We start from the raw sequence: 19,588 nt of genomic DNA on the forward strand, positions 1-19,588 counted from the left end.
TTCTCTATTTAACTCTTATAGATCTTTTATGAATTTAGCATCTCCCCAAGTTCCATGATCATAATCTATATTACCATCAGCTGACTCCATAATCAATGTTAGTGTTTTAGCTTTACTAACATCTACCTCAACCTCTTTTGCTCTTGCAGAGCTTTTCATCTCCCCACTATTAAATACTTCTCTTCCATCTAATAATATTCTAAATATTCCTACAGTTCGATATCCTATTACTTCTCTGTCCATTCCTACATATGTCTTGAATGTCTTAAATCCTCTTCCTCTCAAATCAATTACAACTTCTGAATTTGAATTTACAGATATAGCTTTTTTAAAACGAACTTTTTCTCCGCTTTCCAATCTTAGATGTGGAATACTTCCAGATACAGTTATATCTCTTTCCACTTTATACATTCCAGATGTAGCTTTCTTAAATGGTAGATCTGATGCATATACAGTCTTATGAACATCAAATTTTATTCTATACTCTCTACTCAAGATTCTATTTAGCTCTACATCTCTATGAGATACCACTATTTTAGCCTCTCCGTCTAAAGTTTCAGCTTGTTTTATACTTACATAAGCATCTGGATTATCTCCTAGTTCTACTTCAACTACAGGTACATCTCTTTGTGTTCCAACAAGAGAGCTAACTTGATATTCAGATATATTTTTATCAAAGTTAGTCAACTCTTTTCCATCTATCTTTATACCCTTAATCAAATTATTCTCCAAGTTTAACTTACTCAAAGCCATAGGTGAATCTTTTTTATTAATTCCCTTCATTTTGAATGAATATGTGTGAGCTTCCCCAGATTTTATCTGATACTGATCATGTGGTGTAGCTCCCCAGCTATCATCTCCACCTACTCCTTGTTGTTTACCATTTACTCTAAATACTATATTTTCATTTTTTTCTAGATCTACAGGATGTCTCTTTCCAGCTGATAACTCCTCTGGTGTATAGTATAAAGCATTGAATTCTATAGTATTATCCACTCCACTTACAAATAATCCTGTATCCCCATCTATTGTAAGTGTTACCCATCTATTGTCTACTCTATTTCCTGTCTCTGAAGGATTTATATATGGAATAAAGAACTCATCTACATTAGCTGAATAAACTCCAACATCATAACCAGTTTTTCTATCCACATAGTTCTCCTCTGGTCCTCTTCCATACCAAGTTACCTTATCATATTTTTTAGGAAGTTCCATCATCATTCCAAATTCAGGTATCTCTGGTAACTCTTTTGAAGTATATAGAGTATTTGTAACTTTTACCTCTCCATTACCAAAGACTATATATTCTAGATCCAATGTTGAAGGGATAGTTGTTAGTATCTCCAATCTAAAGTTTACTCTGATAGCTTTAGAATCAGCTGATACCACTTTATAATCAACAACCTTAGCCTCTTTACCTGCATATTTCCAAGTAGCTAATCTCTCCTCTGCTCCATTTCCTCTATCATTGTCATTAGGTGCTCTCCAATAGTTAGGTATCAATGGTTTCTTCAATAACTTTTTTCCTGAAAATTCAAAAGAATCTAAGCTTCCTTTATTTTTATTGAAAACAACTTTAAAGTCCTTACCTTTTATCTCTAATCTATCAGATTTTTCCTCATGGTTTAATCTATCCATTCCCTCTAAAGTTAAGACGCTCTTCTCTCCTTCAGTTGGAAGTTTAAACTGCTCCTTAGCCACTATATGACCTTTTTTACCCCAGATAGTATCAGATTTCAATCTAAAAGAGATATTTGCCCAGTACTCCACATCCTTTTTACTGTCTACCTTATCAAATGGTAATTTTATAAACTTACTTTTTCCTGGCTCTAACTCTGTTGTAAAACTTCCACTTTCAATTACCTTATCATCCTCTCTCAATTCCCATACTAGATCGTACTCATTCAAGTTTGTAAACATGAACTTATTTGTGATTGAAAACTCTCCAGATTTTATATCCTTATCAGCAATTTTAATATTCTGATAAACTTTCTTTACTTCTAATAACTCTGGTTGTATAGTTCTATCTGTTGAGATAAGTCCATTAGCACAGAAGTTTTTATCAGTGAACTCTTCATCTCCCCAATCTCCACCATAAGCATAGAACATCTTTCCACTCTTCTCATCTTTAGTCAATAGTCCTTGATCTACCCAGTCCCAAATATATCCACCATGGAATATATCATACTTATCAAATAGATCCCAATAATCTTGTAAATTTCCAATACTATTTCCCATTCCATGAGCATATTCACACTCTATATATGGTACCTTATTTCTTGGATCTGTAGCATAGGCTCTTGCCTCATCTATAGTTCTATACATCCTACTATAGATATCTGTAATACTTCTGTATGGCTCATAATGAGTTAATCTTGTCGGATCCTTCTCTTTTAACCATTTTGCAGCTTTTACAAAGTTTTCTCCACCATCAGACTCATTTCCCAATGACCAAGCAAAGATAGAAACTTCATTTTTAGATCTCTCATACATTCCTGCTTGTCTATCCAATACAGCCTTTGTCCATTCTGGTCTACTCTGTGGTATCTCATCTAATCTACCATGTGTTTCTAAGTTGGCCTCATCTAAAACCAACATACCATACTCATTACATAGATCATACCATCTAGGATCATTTGGATAGTGAGAAGATCTTACAGTGTTTATGTTGTTTTGTTTCATAAGCTCTAAGTCTTTTTTCATTACTTCAGTTGATAGAGTTCTAGCATTAACAGTATCAAATTCATGTCTATTAACTCCTTTAAGAACAAGCTTCTTACCATTCAATAGTATTCTTCCGTCCTTTACCTCTATCTTTCTAAATCCTATCTTGTTACTTATTGTCTCTACTGTATCTCCATCACTATTTTTCAATGCTAAAACCAATGTGTATAGGTTTGGAGATTCTGCAGACCACTTCTTAGGATTTTTTACACTCTTAGAGAAGCTCACTCTCTTATCTTTTAGATCTTTAAGATTTACTTCTAAATTTTCATCAACTAAGACCTCTTTATTCTCATCAAATAGTAGTGCATTTACTACAAATTTATCTCCTATCTCCCCATATTTAGTCAAATCTACATCTATATTTAATAATGAATCCTCATACTCACTATCTAGCTCTGTTACAACAGTATAATCTCTCATATGTACTTTTGGTGTAGAGTATACAAATACATCTCTAAATATACCACTTAATTTTATCATATCTTGTGACTCTAACCAACTTCCATCACTCCATCTATATACCTTTACTGCTATCTCATTCTTTCCAGCTTTTAAATATTGTGTTATATTGAAATCATGTCCTACAAAACTATCTTCACTATATCCTGCATACTGTCCATTTACATATACATAGTAAGCTGACTCTACCCCTTGAAAAGATATAAATACCTCTCTTCCATCCCAATTTTTAGGTAACTCCATATCTCTTTTATAGTAACCAATAGGGTTGTAATCTTTTGGAGTATCTGGATGATTTATAGCTGTCTTTTGATACTCCCAAGGATAAGCTGTATCATTGTATCTTGGCTGATCATATCCATGAAGTTGCCAACTTGAAGGCACTGGTATCTTCTTCCATTTAGAATCATCAAACCCCTCTTTATAAAAATCTTTAATATCCTGATCTGGATGAGAAACTATATTAAATTTCCACTCTCCATTCAAGCTCATAAAATTTTTAGAGTTTTTAAAATCAACATAATTTGGATTCTCCAAAGCTTCTTTTACAGTGTCAAAGCTCATCATTGTACTATGCATTCTCTCTCTTTTATCAGCAAAAGTCTCTGGATTCCCTGTCCAAAATGGATTATCAAGAGATGCTACTGCTGTCTTATTTGTCCTATTTCCAGTAGCATGGTTAGATCCATCTAATTCATTAGCTACCAAAATACAACTCATCAGAAAAAACGGTAATAATTTTGTAATCTTTTTCATACTGTACCCCCCAAAAGTTTTGTTTTATATAGTTTTACTTTTTATTAAAAAACTCTTTATACAATAGATAGTATACTGAAGCTGACCAACTGAAGTTTGAGCAGTGTAACCCCTCTCCTGTTTCTGGATTGTAGTTCTCTCTTATAGCTCCATCTGACATCAAGCCCTCTGAATTTTCAAATAATTTTACAGTTAGCTCTTTAGCCTCTTCTGAATATTCGTAATTATTTAATCCTACTATTCCAAAATATGCTTGATCCAGCCACACTGGCCCTCTCCAGTATTTAGTTGGATTATATTTAGGATTATCTTTTGCAGCTGTAGGGAAAGGTAGATATGTATTCATTACATTTTCATCTAAAACATTTTCTACCACTTTTTTAGCTTTTTCCTTATCTGCTACATTTGCCCATAACGGAATATAACCCTCTGTTCCTTTTCCTCTATTAACTAAAAGTTTTCTCTCTCCCTTTTCATCAAATTGTAAATCATAGTAGTATCCAGTCTGCACATCATACATCTTCTCATTGATATATTCCTTTACATATTCAGCTGATCTCTCAAACTCTTTGCTCTCCTCTTCGTTTCCTAAAATTTTTGCAATATTAGATAAATAAATTTTTTCAGCATATAGGAATGAGTTTAAATCCACTGATTCCTGATTGATAGAGTAACCTAATAATCTATTATCTACATCTCTATTTTCAAAAACTTTTATTCCTATATCATCTTTTCCATAACCTTCAACATCAAATCTCACTGCATTATCCATTCCACTTTCCCAAGCAGCAGCCAAGATTATCTCCTCTGGTGAGTTATTATCTCTGTGTACCATTCCTCCATACTCAGCTATACCATTTTTATCGTGATCTCTATTTGTATACCACCATTTATGATATTTTATTAATTTTGGATACATCTCTTTTAAAAACTCAATATCTCCAGTTGCCTTATAAGTCTCCCAAACTGCCCAAGTAGCAAGAGCTGGTTTAGAGTTTCTTTCATTCCAGTTACCTCCATCTCCACCTCTATCCTTATCTTTATTATAGAACACAGCATCTATTATTGTTCCTTCATCTTGAGGTCTAACTTTGTCATCTTTTTCAATCTGATAATCAAATAATGCTCTTATATTACTCTTTGCTAACTCCCCATCAAAATTTGCTGTAGCTACTGCTTGTTTCCAAGAATCCCATGCCCAAAATCCATTAAACCATTTGTAACTTACAGATGGTGTTATTCCATCATGCTTTATAGCACCTGCTGAACTTCTCCAGTTAGTTGTAAGTGTTTCAATAGATTTTACAGCTATCTTTCCGTATTTATCTCCATACTCTCCTATTGAACTATTTAAATATTTATCCCATCTCTCCTTATTAGCTTGAAAATAACTCTCTGGATTTAAAAGTATCTCAGCTACTATTTTAGCCTCTTTTTTAGCCTCTAAAGAGTTAAATGTAAAACTTTCTACTGAATAATCTACATAATTCTTTCCTTTTAAGATCTCAATATTATCTCTTTTTGATTCATATTGATTTTTAGTGACCTCTGTTTTTACTCCCTCTTGGTGAGTTATCTTAAATTCAGCCTCTTCTCCCATTAGATAATCCCACACCAATCTTTTCTCTTTAAAATCCACCTTTACTCCTTTTTCTGTAGGAATAAGAGTGTTTTCCAATTTTGTTGATCTGTAACTATCCTTTTTCCAAGCTTGAAACTCATTATACATCTTTCCATTCCAAGAAATATCTAAATTCAAATCCTTGTCTGAAGTATTAACAATCTCTGTCTTTATAAGACTACTTCTATTTGTTGCAAAAATAAGTTGAAGTTTAATAGTAAAATCTTCCAATACATATATCTGTTCCAATCTTCCTGGATAATAATTAAATTGTGCCTTGCTTTTTGAAATATCATATTTTTCGTTAGTTAAAGAATTTTTTACGATAAGTTTACTAAAAGAATTAGATAGGTTTGCTGCATACTCTTCAGCAATATAAAAAGGACCTGCAAATCCTCCATATAGATCTGCATTTGTTATTTCTGGTTGATAGTAACCATGCCAAGCTCCCAAATCAATAAAACTATTTATATAGTTTGTTCCCTCTTTATCCGTGGTTTTAATAGGTTTAAAATAAGTATACTCTTTTGGATTTCCATGAATATTCAATATGTTTGAATATTTTTCTTGTGAAATTCCCTCTTTTTTTTCAACCTCTTGAACGTTTGAACAAGCTGAACAAACAGCTATTAAAGAAAATAGTGCCATTAGTTTTTTCATGTAAAATCTCTCCTTTTGTAATATTCGTCACGTTTGTGTTCTGATTTGAGTTTTTATTTTCATTAATTGATCTTATGGCTTAAATATTATCATTTTATTTCACTAAAGTCAATATTACAATTGTTTTTTTATTTTTCTTCATATATTATATATATGTTACAAAAAAATAAAAAGACTTGCAAATGCAAGTCCTTTTATTCTATAAATATCTTGGGGAAAGATTTAGTATACGTTATATTAACATTTTTATTTGACAATTTTGTTACAATTGAAAGTTTTTACTATTTTTTTTATTTTTTCAATATACTTGGAATCTGTCCCACAACAACCACCTATAATGTGAATATAGTTTTTTTTCAATAAATTATATATATAGTTCTCTAAGTTGTTATCAAGTTCTTTTAATATAATATCATTTGGATAGAATATAATTTTTTTAGAAGTTATATCTGAAAGTTTTTCAATAAATTGTGTCATACCTACACAATTAAGTCCATATCCTACTATACTTTCATTATCTATCTCTTTTATTATGTTCTGTATACTCTCTCCACTATAAATTTCACCTTTTTCACTACAAGTAAATGATATTATTATTGGTATATTTAATCTCTTATTTTTAAATAACTCTTCAGATACTTCAAGGGCAAGTTTCAAATTTCTATAATCATATACAGTCTCTATCAATAATAGATCTACCCTCCCATCTATCAATCCACCTATCTGCTCTCTATAACTTTTTCTCAAATCATCTTCCACAGTTGAATTTTGAGTAAGACTCACAACTGTTGGACCGATAGAACCTGCTACTAATACTCTATTCCCATAGTTTTTAGCTACCTCTTTAGCAATCTCTGCCCCCTTTTTACATATTTTATAGATACTATCTTCAAACTCTGTTCCTTTCAGTGAAAATCTATTACAATTGAATGTATTAGTCTCTATAATATCTGCTCCTGCCTCTATATACTCCCTGTGTACATCTTTGACCTCATCTTCAGCTGTTATATTCAAAACCTCAAATGAGGTAGTACTATTAAAAAATTTTTTATCAATATTTTTATTTTTTAAAACTGTTCCCATAGCCCCATCTAATACTAAAACTTTCTCTCCAAACATCTGATACCCCTCTCTTTTTTTGCTGATTTTATCACAAGTAATTTTCTTTGTCAAGTTTTGACAAAAATAGTATAATCTATATTAAAGGAGGAATTTTATGAGTTTAAATAGAAAAGAATTTAATATACTTGATGAACTTTTGAATAGAGAGCTCCCACTTTCATATTTTTCAGAAAAATATAAAGTAAGCGAAAGAAATATTCGTTATAGTATTGATAATCTAAACTTCTATCTCAATAGATTTTCACTGAATAGAATAATTTTAAAAAAAGGAGTTTTAAGTTGGCAGGGTTCTCAAATTACTTTAAACTCTTTTATTGAAAAGATAACAATAGATGAATATATTTTTTCTAAGGAAGAGAGAGAAAACTATATTTTAATAAACTATCTTTTTTCTGAAAATACAAAAATTACTGATATTGAAAAATATCTAAAAGTTAGCCGACCAACTATAAAAAAAGATATCCTCGCCTTAAATCTTGAGTTAAAAAATTTTGAATTAGAGTTCGTTAGAGAAAATAATAGCATCACTATTAAGGGAAAAGAAAAAAAATTAAGACATCTAAAGCTTTTAAAACTATTAGAATACATTGAAATAAAAAATAATAGATTATTTTTTATTCAAAAACTATATATCACTGAAAAAATTGAGAGTTCTATTATTAAAAATTATCTTACAAACTTCAATATTTCTACTCTTTATGACATAATCTTAAAGATAGAAAAAAAGCTCAATGTAAGTTTTGATAATAATTTTAAGGATCTTATGTGTATCTATCTAATTCCTACTCTTGAGAGAATAAGAAAAAATAAGATCATACTAAAAAAAAATAATAGTAAATTTTTAAGAAATCTAAGTGACTACAATTTAATAAAAAATAGTCTATCTGAAATAATTCCTGAAAATTTAGAATTCGAGTTTTTACACCTTACTGAATACTTCATTAGTGGTTACTACTCACATAATTTTTCAGAAAATCTTCTTCTGGTTCAAAATTTTATTGAAGAGTTTTCTAAAAATATATCAGTAAGTTTAAATTTTGATTTTTATAATTCTAATAACTTTAGAGAAGAAATCTTAAAATATCTACTTCCAGCTGTCTACAGAATAAAAAATAACTTTTTCCTTTTAAAAAAAGAAAAAACAAGTAATTTCAATAAAATCATCTATGAAAGAGTTAAAACTGCTGTTTTAAGTTGTAACTCTCTATTAGACGAACCATTTCGAGAAGATGAAATTATATATCTTACTGAAGTATGTGAAAACTATATAGAAAGGGATAGTAATAATAGAATATCTTTAACTAAATTATTAAATTTAATTAGAGAGAATTGTAATGAGCTTAAGGAAGAAAAACTTATTTTGGAGCTTTTAACTATCTACAAAAATAAAATTTATGATGATAGAGAATAGGTTTAAAATTTTTTTCAAAAAATTTTGAAATTTAATTGATATTAACAAACTTCTATCTGAAATATATAATTAATGTATTGATATAACATAGGAGGTTCTGAAATATGAGTAAAAAAATTGGATTTTGGGAATTTTTTCAAGGATTAGGTAAAACATTTATGTTACCAGTATCTTTACTTGCTGCTTGTGGTATTATGTTGGGGATAGGAAGCTCTTTTGCTAGTTCAGTAACTGCTGAAATATTTCCTTTTTTAAAGGTCCCTGTTATAAAATTATTTTTTGAATTTATGTCTACTATTGGAGCTTTTGCTTTTTCAAATTTACCTATAATGTTTGCTATGGCAATTCCTCTTGGTCTTGCTAGACAGGATAAAGGAATAGCTGCCTTTTCTGGATATGTAGGTTTTGTAATGTCTAGTATGACTGCTAACTTCTTCTTGAAGGTTACAGGTACATTAGCTACTCCTGAAAATATGAAAGCTGCTGGACAAGCTATGGTTTTTGGTATTCAAAGTATAGATATAGGAGTATTAGGTGGAGTTATCATAGGTATCATTGTCTATAAGATACATGATAAGTTTTGTGAAATAAAACTTCCAGATGCTTTAGCTTTCTTTGGTGGAGCTAGATTTGTGCCTATTGCTACTGCTGTTATAGTTGGAATAATTGGGCTTGTTATTCCTTTAATTTGGCCATTTTTTAATGGTATCATCATTAAAATTGGAGAATTAATCAGTAAGGCTGGTGTATTTGGTCCATTCTTATTTGGTGCTGGAGAGGGTTTACTTAGACCTTTTGGATTACACCACATTTTAGTTTCTATGATTAGATTTACCTCTGCTGGTGGAGAGGCTATCATCAATGGACAACCTGTATATGGAGCTTTAAATATCTTCTATAAAGAGTTTGCTGAAGGAATATTAGATCCTAATGTAACTAAGTTTCTTTCTCAAGGAAAAATGCCTTCATATATGTTTGGACTACCAGCTGTAGCTCTTGCTATATATCAAACTGCTCTTCCTGAAAATAGAAAGAAAATTAAAGGACTACTTGCTTCTGGATTAGTTGCTTGTGTTATTGGTGGTATAACTGAACCATTAGAGTTTATATTCCTTTTCCTTTCACCAATACTTTATGTTTTCCATTGTATTATGGTAGGACTTGGATTTATGACTATGAGCATTTTAAAAGTTGCTATCGGAAACACCGATGGTAACCTAATAGATTTTATTGTTTTTGGTATATTCCAAGGATTTAGAACAAAATGGTATCTTGTTATTCCAGTGGGAATAATTTGGTTTGCTATTTACTATTTTGTTTTCAAATATGCAATTATCAAATTTAACATAAAAACTCCAGGTAGAGAAGTAATAACTGATGAATCTAATGTTAAATTAGGAGGATTTGACGCTGAAAAACTTTTAGTTGCTCTAGGTGGAAAAAATAATATTGTATCTTTAGATAACTGCATTACTAGACTTAGATTAGTTGTTAACGATACAAATATTATCAATGAAGAAGAGATAAAAGCGACTGGAGCTATTGCTGTTGTCAAATTAGATGCTAATAACTTACAAGTTATCATTGGTCCTCAAGTACACGTTGTTAAAAATAAATTAGATAAACTTATAAAATAGTGGTGATTAATTATGAATTTTAATACTGTCATTGATAGAAAAGGAACCTACTGTACTCAGTGGGATTATATAGAAGACAGATTTGGAAAGGCAGATTTACTACCTTTTACAATTTCTGATATGGATTTTGAATCTCCAATTGAAATAAAAAAAGCACTTATAAATAGGGTTAATCATGGGGTTTTTGGGTATAGCAGATGGAATCATAGTGATTTTAAAAATTCAATTGAATTTTGGTATAATTCAAGATTTAATTTCCAGATAAATACAGATTGGATACTCTATGCTCCTAGTGTGATCTATTCTGTTTCCAAGCTCATTGAGATGAAATCTAAAAAAGGGGAGGGAGTGTTGATTAATACTCCCGCCTATGATGGTTTTTTCAAGGCTATAATTGATAATGAGAGAAAACTTATCTCTTCTCCTCTCATTGAAAAAAATGGTAGATATGAGATAAATTTTGAAGATTTTGAAGAAAAATGTAAAATCTCTAAGATATTTCTATTATGTAGTCCACACAATCCTGTAGGGAAAGTTTGGAGTGAAGAGGAGTTAAAAAAAATTATCTCTATATGTAAAAAATACAATGTTTATATTATCTCTGATGAGATCCATATGGATATAGTTTATAGAGGGGTACATACACCTATTCTTAAAGTAGCAGACAATTACAAAGAGAGTATAGCTATCTGTACAGCGGCCTCTAAAACATTTAATACACCATCTTTAGGTGGTTCATATATGTTAGTTCCAAATTCAAAAGATAGAGATGATTACTTATTCATTTTAAAAAACAGAGAAGCCTTGTCTTCTCCAAATATTTTAGGAGTAATCTCCACAATTACAGCTTATAATCAATGTAGTTACTGGGTTGATGAACTTTTAAAATATACAAAAGATAATATTCTTTTTGTCAAAGAATTTTTAGAAAAAAATATCCCTCAATTAACTTGTGAATTTCCTGATGGATGTTATTTTGCTTGGATTAATTTTTCACAACTAAATATATCTAGTGAAACTTTACAAAAAGCTCTTATCGATATTGGAAAAGTAGCTATTATGCCTGGTAATACATATGGAGAAGAGGGAAAAAATTATTTGAGATTTAATGTAGGATGTCCTAAAGAAAAAGTGGAGCTAGGTCTTCAAAAATTAAAGCTTGCTGTTGATTCTATAAAAAATAATTAAATTTATATATTTTACTCTTTATTTATTCTCTTTTATGGAGTATACTTGTATTAACTTAAAATATTATTATTCAATATCATTGGCAGAGGAGGAGTTAATATGACTAATCAATACAACAAGGCCGGTAAAAAAGAGGGGCTATGGGTTAAAACTTATGACAATGGTGCTATTCAAGAGGAAAAAAACTATGTTGATGGAGTTAGACATGGTGAATACAAATCTTACTATATGAATGGTCAAATTGAAACTAGAAAGTTTTACAAAAATGGTAATATTGACGGAGTTTACGAAACATTTTATAGTGATGGAAAATTAAGTTCTGTCCGTAATCTAGTTGATGGAGAGGCTAAAGGACTTTGTGAGGAGTACTACCCTAATGGGAAATTAAAAAGAAGCTCTTTCTATGAAACTACTTCTACTACAAGTAAAAATATTAAATACTATCCTAATGGACAAATCAAAGTTAGTGTAAACTTAAAAAATGGAGCTATGTTTGGAATATATAAAGAGTATTACTCAAATGGAACTCTTCATCTTGAGTGCCACTACACCGATCATGGAAAACTACATGGTGGTTACAAAGAGTATGATCCTGCAGGAAATTTAGTAAAAGATTGCAACTATATCAATGGTATTGAGCAAATAAAATAGATGTAAAAATGCACCTTATCTTCTTAAAGATCTGGTGCATTTTAATTTTTATCTTAATTTAAATTTATATGACGCTCCTGCTCCTACTGCAGATGATTTTATATCTCCAGCTGTTACTGATAATTTAACATTTAAGTTCAAATCTTGAGTTGGTGAATATGCTGCCCCTACTGCTACTGACTGAGCATTTCCATAATGACCAATTCCAGCTCCTATTGACATTTCTCCTTCTTCTACATGTTGAAAATCAACTGCTGTCATTGCTGCCATTAATGATAATCCTTTATTCATTTTTTTATCTAATTTATCCACCTTTTTCTCTAATCCTGAAATTGTTCCATCATATTGAGTACTTTTTGAAAAATTTTGATTTAAACTATTTATTTTTTCATCTTGAGCTTTATTTTTTACATCTTGTTCAAATTTATTTTGATCTATTTTATTATTTAAAGTCTTATCCATTGTTGCTATATCTTGTTTATTTTGATTTATAGCCATATCTTGTTTACTATTTATTTCTTTATTCCCTTGAACTATTCCATCTATTCTTTTGATTGTTGCAGTTGTCTTATTATCCAACTTATCTATTTGCTCTTGAATAGCTGCATTATTTACTGCATTATTTGTTGCTAAAGCTAGATTACTTGTTACTAATAATGATAAACCTATAATTTTCTTTTTCATTTTATACCTCCAGTTGTTTTTTTTGATTCTATCATATTTTTTTATTAAAATCAATATATTTTGTTTACTTTTTTTATTTAATATCATTTTTTAAAAAATATAATTTTAATAACAATAAAAACATTTATTAACAACTTTAAAAGTTTATCAAAATGAAAATTAATAATAAAAAAGCTGAGTGATTTTTAAAATTTTACTCAGCTTTTTCAGACAGTTAATTCATTCTCATATCTATAATCTATTTTCAATAACTCTAACTACAATTTTTCCCATATTTTTATTCTCTTCCATATAGGTATGGGCTAGTTTTATCTCATCAATGGAGAACACCCTATCTATTATAGGAGTTATAATTTTCTTTTCTATCAATGGAAGTACTTTTTGAGAAAATTCTTGAGATAATAAAGTTTTATACTCAACTGTTCTTGGAGTTAAAAGAGTTCCTGTTATCTGTACTCTCTTCATCAAAAGTTGTAAGATACTCATTTTTTCTACTTCTGTTCCTCCTAAAATCCCAATCAATACCATTCTTCCATCAACTTTTATACTATTCAGATTTTTCTCCCAATAAGATGCCCCTACAAAATCTAAAATTAGATCTACTCCCTTTCCTTGAGTCACATCTAAAACTATCTTATCAAACTCTTTTTCTTTATAGTTTATAGCTACATCAGCACCTAATTTTTTACAAAATTCCAATTTCTCTTCAGACCCTGCAGTTACAATCACTTTAGCTTTTCCTATTTTTTTAGCTAATTGTATAGCTGCTGTTCCTACTCCACTAGCTCCTGCATGGATCAAAACTGTCTCATTCTCTTGCAACCCACCTAACCAGTAAAGTGTTTGATAAGCAGTTAAAAATACCTCTGGAATAGCTGCTCCCTCTTCATATGTAAGTGTCTCAGGTAATTTTATTGCCATCCCCTCTGGAATTGTACAGTATTCAGCATAAGCTCCTGAGTTTACCAATCCCATAACTCTATCACCTAATTTGAAAGAGCTATTTTCATCTGTTTCTACCACTTCTCCAGAAATCTCTACTCCTAAAATAGGATTAACTAATTTACCAGCTTTACCCTCTCTATTGATTATATCCGTTCTATTAACTGCTGTATAGTGAACTTTTATTAATAACTCTCCACTATCTCTTTTGGGAATCTCCATCTCTGTAACTCTTAATTTTTCTACATTTCCATTTTCTTTAACAACAACACACTTCATTTAATTATTTCCTTTATCACATTTTAATATTTATAGAATAAGCTTCCACCTATGAACTCTTTCAAAATTGAATCATCTGGAATTAAATCTATCTTTATATCCACAAAACAATATAAAAATCTCATCAATCTCTTAGCTTCCTCATAATATGGACTACTTGGTTTTATTCTAATCAACTCTCTCAAAGCGTAGTTCTTCAAAACTCCTAACTCATACACAAGATTACTGTTAAATAGAGCATCTGCCTCCTCTTGGAATGGGAAGATATGTCTCTCTTCTCCCCTTCTTACAGAAGCCCACATAGCTAGAGTTCCCTCTCCCTTCTCCTCTCTTGATAAGCTATCTCTTACCAATCTTCTAATTTTTCTAACATCACTTGTTGAGATTCTATTATGCTTATCAATATTAAGTTGTGTTAGACAACTAATATAGATTTTAAACTTGTTCTCTCTTGGAATTACTTGAGTAAGTCTCTCATTTAGACCATGGATTCCCTCTATTACAATTATTCCATTTTCATCTGCAAGTTTCTTTAGATCTCCTACATCTTCACGCTCTCCAGTTATAAAGTTATATCTTGGAATTTCAACTTCTTTTCCATCTATCAAATCCTTCAAATTCTCATTTAATAATTTTATATCTAAAGCGTCCATTGTTTCAAAATCTTTTTGTCCATTCTCATCTAAAGGAACATTAGCTCTACCAATATAGTAATTGTCTAAAGATATCAATGCTGGTTTCATTCCATTCGCCTTTAGGTGTATACAAAGTCTCATACTAAATGTTGTCTTTCCTGATGATGATGGACCAGCAATAGTAACAAGTTTGATCTCCTTATTCTGTGAGATCTGTTCAGCTATCTTAGCTATATCCTTGTGATGTAGAGCTTCATTTACCTGTATTAACTCTCCTATCTCTTTATTTAATACCTTCTCATTCAAACTTCCCAAAGTATCTACACCTAAAATTTGATTCCATTTTCCTGACTCTGAAAATATTTTTGCTAACTTTGGAGTGTCTATTTTTGGTGGAAGTACCAAATCCTCTGTCAATGGATATTTTATTATAAAGCCTTCATTGTATTTTGTAAGTTCAAAAACTCCTATATCACCAGTAAATTTATAGGGTTTTTCATATACATAATCATGATAACCATCAATAGAGTATTCCATTATACTTGTCCAACCACTATTATCCAATAGTTTTCTTACATCTTCTCTCTCTATTGTTTCACTTTTAGCTTTTAACTCCTCATTATTCCCAACCACCAATTCTATTGGATAGTTTTTATCTATAATCTCTTTCATTCTATTGGAAATCTTCTCTATGCCTTCCTCTGTCAATAGGACATTTTCAATCTCACCATAAACTCCATTATTAAGAGAGTTGTCTATGATTACATCTCCATTTGGGTATATGTCCTTTATAGCTTTTAGTAAAATAAGTTTTAGAGTTGTTGAATATTTTTTTGCATTAAATTTTAACATAATCTCACCTCTTTTGTTATTTACTATATTATACCTTTTTTGTTCAAATAATTTAATAACAATTTAGAAAAAAAGTTGTTGCAAACCCCTTTACAACAACTTTTCTCCACTATATTTCAACTTTTAAATTCATATGTCTACCCTAATTAGACTCTATTTTTCAATGAATCCAAGCTCTTCAGCTAGATGACAAGCATAGAAATGTCCCTTTCCAACCTCTCTTAACTTTGGATCCTCTTGTCTACATATATCTTTTGCATAGATACATCTTTTTGCAAATCTACAACCTTTTTCAGGATTTATAGGAGATGTAATCTCACCTTGAAGTTTTATTCTCTCCATTTTTTTCTTAACACTTGGTACTGGTATAGCTGATAAAAGAGCCTTTGTATATGGATGAATTGGATTTTTGAAAAGCATCTTAGATGGTGCTTTTTCAACTAATTGTCCCAAATACATTACAGCTATATCATCAGAGAAGTGTTTTACAACTGACAAGTCATGTGTTATGAACATATATGTAAGTCCAAACTCCTCTTGTAAATCTTTCATCAAGTTTAGTACCTGTGCTTGAATAGATACGTCTAGAGCTGATACTGGCTCGTCACAAACTATAAACTTTGGTTTCAATGCCAACGCTCTTGCTATTCCTATTCTCTGTCTTCTTCCTCCATCCAACTCATGTGGATATGTATTCATAAGTCTTTCACTCAGACCTACTATCTCCATTAACTCTTTTACTCTTTTCTCTAATTCCTCTTTACTTTTACATACTTTATGGATAATTAATGGCTCGGCAATTATCTCACTTACAGTCATTCTTGGGTTAAGAGAAGCAAATGGGTCTTGGAAGATGATCTGCATTTTCTTTCTCATCTCTCTCATCTGATCTTTTGAGTAGTTTCTGATATTTTCTCCCTCAAAAAGTATCTCTCCATCTGTAGCCTCAAGTAACCTTAAGATAACCCTTCCAGTTGTAGATTTTCCACAACCAGACTCTCCTACCACTCCTAAAGTTTTTCCTTCACAAATAGTAAAGTTTATATCATCTACTGCATGTAAAAGTCCTTTTGGAGTATTAAAGTATTTTTTTAAGTTTTTTACTTCTAATAAAACTTTATTATTTTCCATTATTAATTCTCCTCCCCTACTACTTTTACTTTTCCTTCACAAATAAAGCATCTTGCTTTGTGATTATTACCTAAATCAGTAACTCCTGGTTGCTCTTTAGAACAAAGTTCTGTAGCATGAGGACATCTAGGATGGAATTTACATCCTGATGGTAAATTTGTAGGATCTGGCATCAATCCTTGAATTGGTTTTAATCTTGTACACTCTTCATCTAGACTAGGAATTGATCCGAATAATCCATGAGTATATGGATGTTGTGGATTTTCAAAAACATCTATCAAACTTCCTGCTTCTACTATCTCACCAGCATACATTATTGCAACCTTATCACACACTTGTGCAACTACTCCCAAGTCATGTGTTATCAATATCATAGCTGTTTTAAACTTCTCTTTTAATTCATTCATTAAATCTAGAACTTGTGCTTGTATAGTAACGTCTAGTGCTGTTGTTGGCTCATCTGCTATTAAAAGCTTTGGATTACAAGCTAAGGCAATAGCTATTACAACTCTCTGTTTCATTCCACCAGAAAATTGGTGTGGAAAATCATTTGCTCTAGCACCAGGAATTCCAACTAGTTCAAGCATCTCTTTTGCTTTTTCAAAAGATCCCTCTTTCCCTAATTGCTCATGTAGTTCAATAACCTCTGCAATCTGCTCTCCTACTGTCATTACAGGGTTTAATGAAGTCATTGGATCTTGGAATATCATTGAGATCTTATTTCCTCTTATCTTTCTCATCTTCTCTTCTGATAAAGCTAATAGATCCTCTCCCTCAAATGTGATCTTTCCATTTAATATCTTTCCTGGAGGATTTGGAACAAGTCCCATTATTCCAAGAGCAGTTGTTGTTTTTCCTGCTCCAGTCTCTCCAACTAGTCCTATTGTTTCTCCCTCTTCTAATTCGATCTCTAAATTGTTTACAGCAGATACTACCTCATCTTCTGTAACATATTGTATAGTTAAATCTTTTATCTCTAATAATTTACTCATTGACACTTCCTCCTAATATAACTACTGTTTCAATCTTGGGTCTAACGCATCTCTTAATCCATCTCCTAATAAGTTAAGAGAAAGAATTGTTATCATTATTGCTACACCTGGGAAAGTTGTAACCCACCAAGCATATCTTAGATATTGTCTACCACCAGATAGCATAGATCCCCACTCTGGTGCTGGAGGTTGAATTCCCAATCCGATAAAGCTTAAACCTGCTGTTGAAAGTATTGCACTTGCTACTCCTAAAGTTGCTTGTACAATTACAGGAGCCAATGAGTTAGGAATAATATGTCTAAAAATTATTCTTGTATTACTTGCTCCAATAGCCTTAGCTGCTTCTATAAACTCCTGATCTCTTATTGAAAGTACAGAAGCTCTAACTATTCTTGCATAACTTGGTACACTTGATATACTAATTGCTAACATTAGATTTAGTATGCTTGGTCCTAATGCTGATACTATTGCTATTGCAAGTAATATACTTGGTACTGCTAGGAATATATCCATAATTCTCATTATTGTATTATCTAATTTTCCACTATAATAACCAGCAACTGCTCCTAATACTCCACCTATTATGATTGAGATTCCAACAGCTACTATACCAACTTGTAATGATACTCTTGTACCATGTACAAGTCTTGCAAAAATATCTCTACCAAACTCATCTGTTCCAAGCCAATGTGCTGCACTTGGTCCTTGTAATCTCTGTGCTAAATTTTGTTTTATTACTACATTATCATAGTTTGCTATAACGTCAGCAAAGATTGCTAGTAGGAAAAGAATTATTAAGATTATTAGCCCTAGAATTGCCATCTTATTTCTCTTTAATCTTCTCCATACTTCCACCCACTGACTTCTTTTTTTATTTGAAGTGTTTGTACTTGACATCCTTTCTCCCCCTTACTACTTATATTGTGATTTTATTCTTGGATCAACATAAGCGTACAATATATCTACCAATAAGTTTACCACACTAAAAGCTGCTGCTAAGAATACAACGGCTGCCAATACTGTAGGTGTATCTTTTTGTCTTATTGCATCTACCATCAATCTTCCAACACCTGGCCATGAGTAAACTGACTCTGTTAAAACTGCTCCACCTAATAGATGTCCAAATTGTAATCCAACAACTGTTATTATTGGAATAAGTGCATTTTTTAAGGCGTGTTTATTAATAACAACTTTTTCAGTTACACCCTTTGCTCTAGCTGTTCTTATATAATCTTGTCTTATTACCTCTAGCATTGATGAACGTGTCATTCTTGTAATTATAGCTGCAGATCCTACCCCTAAGGTAATAGCAGGTAGTATTATACTGCTCAGTCCATTATATCCTCCAGAAGGTAGCCAACCTAATTTTACTGAGAAAGTTAAAATTAACATAAGTCCTAACCAGAATACTGGCATTGATACTCCTAATAGAGCAATTACCATACTAAAACTATCTAAGAAAGAATACTGTCTTGTAGCTGAAATTATACCAATTGGAATTCCTATACAAACAGATATAATAATTCCTATAATTGCTAATATCAATGTATTTGGGAATCTTGCAAATATCTCTCCAAATACCTCTCTTCCAGTTGTATATGATCTTCCAAAATCTCCCATTATAGCATTTTTTACAAATCTAAAGTACTGCATAAAGAATGGATCATTAAGTCCCATCTCTTCTCTCAATTTTAAAACTGCTGCTTTTGGTGCATTTTCCCCTAATATTAATTGAGCTGGATCTCCTGGTGTTAACGACATTATTGCAAAAACTAATAATGAAACTCCTAACAATACAGGAATAAGTAGTAAAACTCTTTTCAATACATACTTGTGCATAC

The 19,588-nt window shown here is 31.1% G+C and carries 14 protein-coding genes; 4 read left to right on the forward strand and 10 right to left on the reverse strand.

Features of this window, described 5'->3' with window-relative positions; genetic code table 11:
• Positions 1–15 precede the first annotated feature (15 nt).
• From lacZ to ABNK64_RS03810, 3 genes are all read right to left on the reverse strand, one after another.
• Complete coding sequence (gene lacZ, locus ABNK64_RS03800) at positions 16–3,942, reverse strand: beta-galactosidase, LacZ type (RefSeq protein ID WP_349763527.1); 3,927 nt, start codon at positions 3,940–3,942, stop codon at positions 16–18.
• A gap of 34 nt (positions 3,943–3,976) precedes the next feature.
• Positions 3,977–6,223: an MGH1-like glycoside hydrolase domain-containing protein gene (locus tag ABNK64_RS03805; RefSeq protein ID WP_349763528.1), complete on the reverse strand. Its 2,247-nt coding sequence runs from the start codon at positions 6,221–6,223 to the stop codon at positions 3,977–3,979.
• 246 nt (positions 6,224–6,469) lie between these two features.
• Positions 6,470–7,342, reverse strand: a complete 873-nt coding sequence (locus ABNK64_RS03810; protein ID WP_349763529.1) for a homocysteine S-methyltransferase family protein — start codon at positions 7,340–7,342, stop codon at positions 6,470–6,472.
• A gap of 97 nt (positions 7,343–7,439) precedes the next feature.
• Between ABNK64_RS03810 and ABNK64_RS03815 the strand changes: the two genes are divergently transcribed.
• The 4 genes from ABNK64_RS03815 to ABNK64_RS03830 all read left to right on the forward strand — a co-directional run bounded on the left by ABNK64_RS03815 (position 7,440) and on the right by ABNK64_RS03830 (position 12,232).
• Positions 7,440–8,756, forward strand: a complete 1,317-nt coding sequence (locus ABNK64_RS03815; protein WP_349763530.1) for a helix-turn-helix domain-containing protein — start codon at positions 7,440–7,442, stop codon at positions 8,754–8,756.
• A gap of 104 nt (positions 8,757–8,860) precedes the next feature.
• A complete protein-coding gene (gene malX, locus ABNK64_RS03820) occupies positions 8,861–10,393 on the forward strand; it encodes a maltose/glucose-specific PTS transporter subunit IIBC (protein WP_349763531.1) in 1,533 nt (510 codons plus the stop codon).
• Between the two features lie 12 nt (positions 10,394–10,405).
• Positions 10,406–11,581: a MalY/PatB family protein gene (locus ABNK64_RS03825; protein ID WP_349763532.1), complete on the forward strand. Its 1,176-nt coding sequence runs from the start codon at positions 10,406–10,408 to the stop codon at positions 11,579–11,581.
• A gap of 99 nt (positions 11,582–11,680) precedes the next feature.
• A complete protein-coding gene (locus ABNK64_RS03830; protein WP_349763533.1) occupies positions 11,681–12,232 on the forward strand; it encodes a toxin-antitoxin system YwqK family antitoxin in 552 nt (183 codons plus the stop codon).
• Between the two features lie 48 nt (positions 12,233–12,280).
• Here ABNK64_RS03830 and ABNK64_RS03835 read toward each other — a convergent pair whose 3' ends face one another.
• From ABNK64_RS03835 to nikB, 7 genes are all read right to left on the reverse strand, one after another.
• Positions 12,281–12,916 carry a YadA C-terminal domain-containing protein gene (locus tag ABNK64_RS03835; protein ID WP_349763534.1) on the reverse strand — a complete coding sequence of 212 codons (636 nt, stop codon included), beginning with the start codon at positions 12,914–12,916 and terminating at the stop codon, positions 12,281–12,283.
• 231 nt (positions 12,917–13,147) lie between these two features.
• Complete coding sequence (locus tag ABNK64_RS03840) at positions 13,148–14,137, reverse strand: NAD(P)H-quinone oxidoreductase (RefSeq protein ID WP_349763535.1); 990 nt, start codon at positions 14,135–14,137, stop codon at positions 13,148–13,150.
• A 23-nt stretch (positions 14,138–14,160) separates the two neighbouring features.
• Entirely contained in the window at positions 14,161–15,624 is a 1,464-nt protein-coding gene (locus tag ABNK64_RS03845; RefSeq protein WP_349763536.1) for a uridine kinase family protein, read from the reverse strand.
• Between the two features lie 153 nt (positions 15,625–15,777).
• On the reverse strand, positions 15,778–16,755 hold the full coding sequence (locus ABNK64_RS03850) for an ABC transporter ATP-binding protein (RefSeq protein ID WP_349763537.1): 978 nt from the start codon (positions 16,753–16,755) through the stop codon (positions 15,778–15,780).
• Between the two features lie 2 nt (positions 16,756–16,757).
• Positions 16,758–17,747, reverse strand: a complete 990-nt coding sequence (locus ABNK64_RS03855; RefSeq protein ID WP_349763538.1) for an ABC transporter ATP-binding protein — start codon at positions 17,745–17,747, stop codon at positions 16,758–16,760.
• 21 nt (positions 17,748–17,768) lie between these two features.
• Positions 17,769–18,644: a nickel transporter permease gene (gene nikC, locus ABNK64_RS03860; RefSeq protein WP_349763539.1), complete on the reverse strand. Its 876-nt coding sequence runs from the start codon at positions 18,642–18,644 to the stop codon at positions 17,769–17,771.
• Between the two features lie 15 nt (positions 18,645–18,659).
• Entirely contained in the window at positions 18,660–19,586 is a 927-nt protein-coding gene (gene nikB, locus ABNK64_RS03865; RefSeq protein WP_349763540.1) for a nickel ABC transporter permease, read from the reverse strand.
• Positions 19,587–19,588: the final 2 nt, after the last annotated feature.

Source organism: Fusobacterium sp. SYSU M8D902 (assembly GCF_040199715.1).
Lineage (GTDB): Bacteria > Fusobacteriota > Fusobacteriia > Fusobacteriales > Fusobacteriaceae > Fusobacterium_A.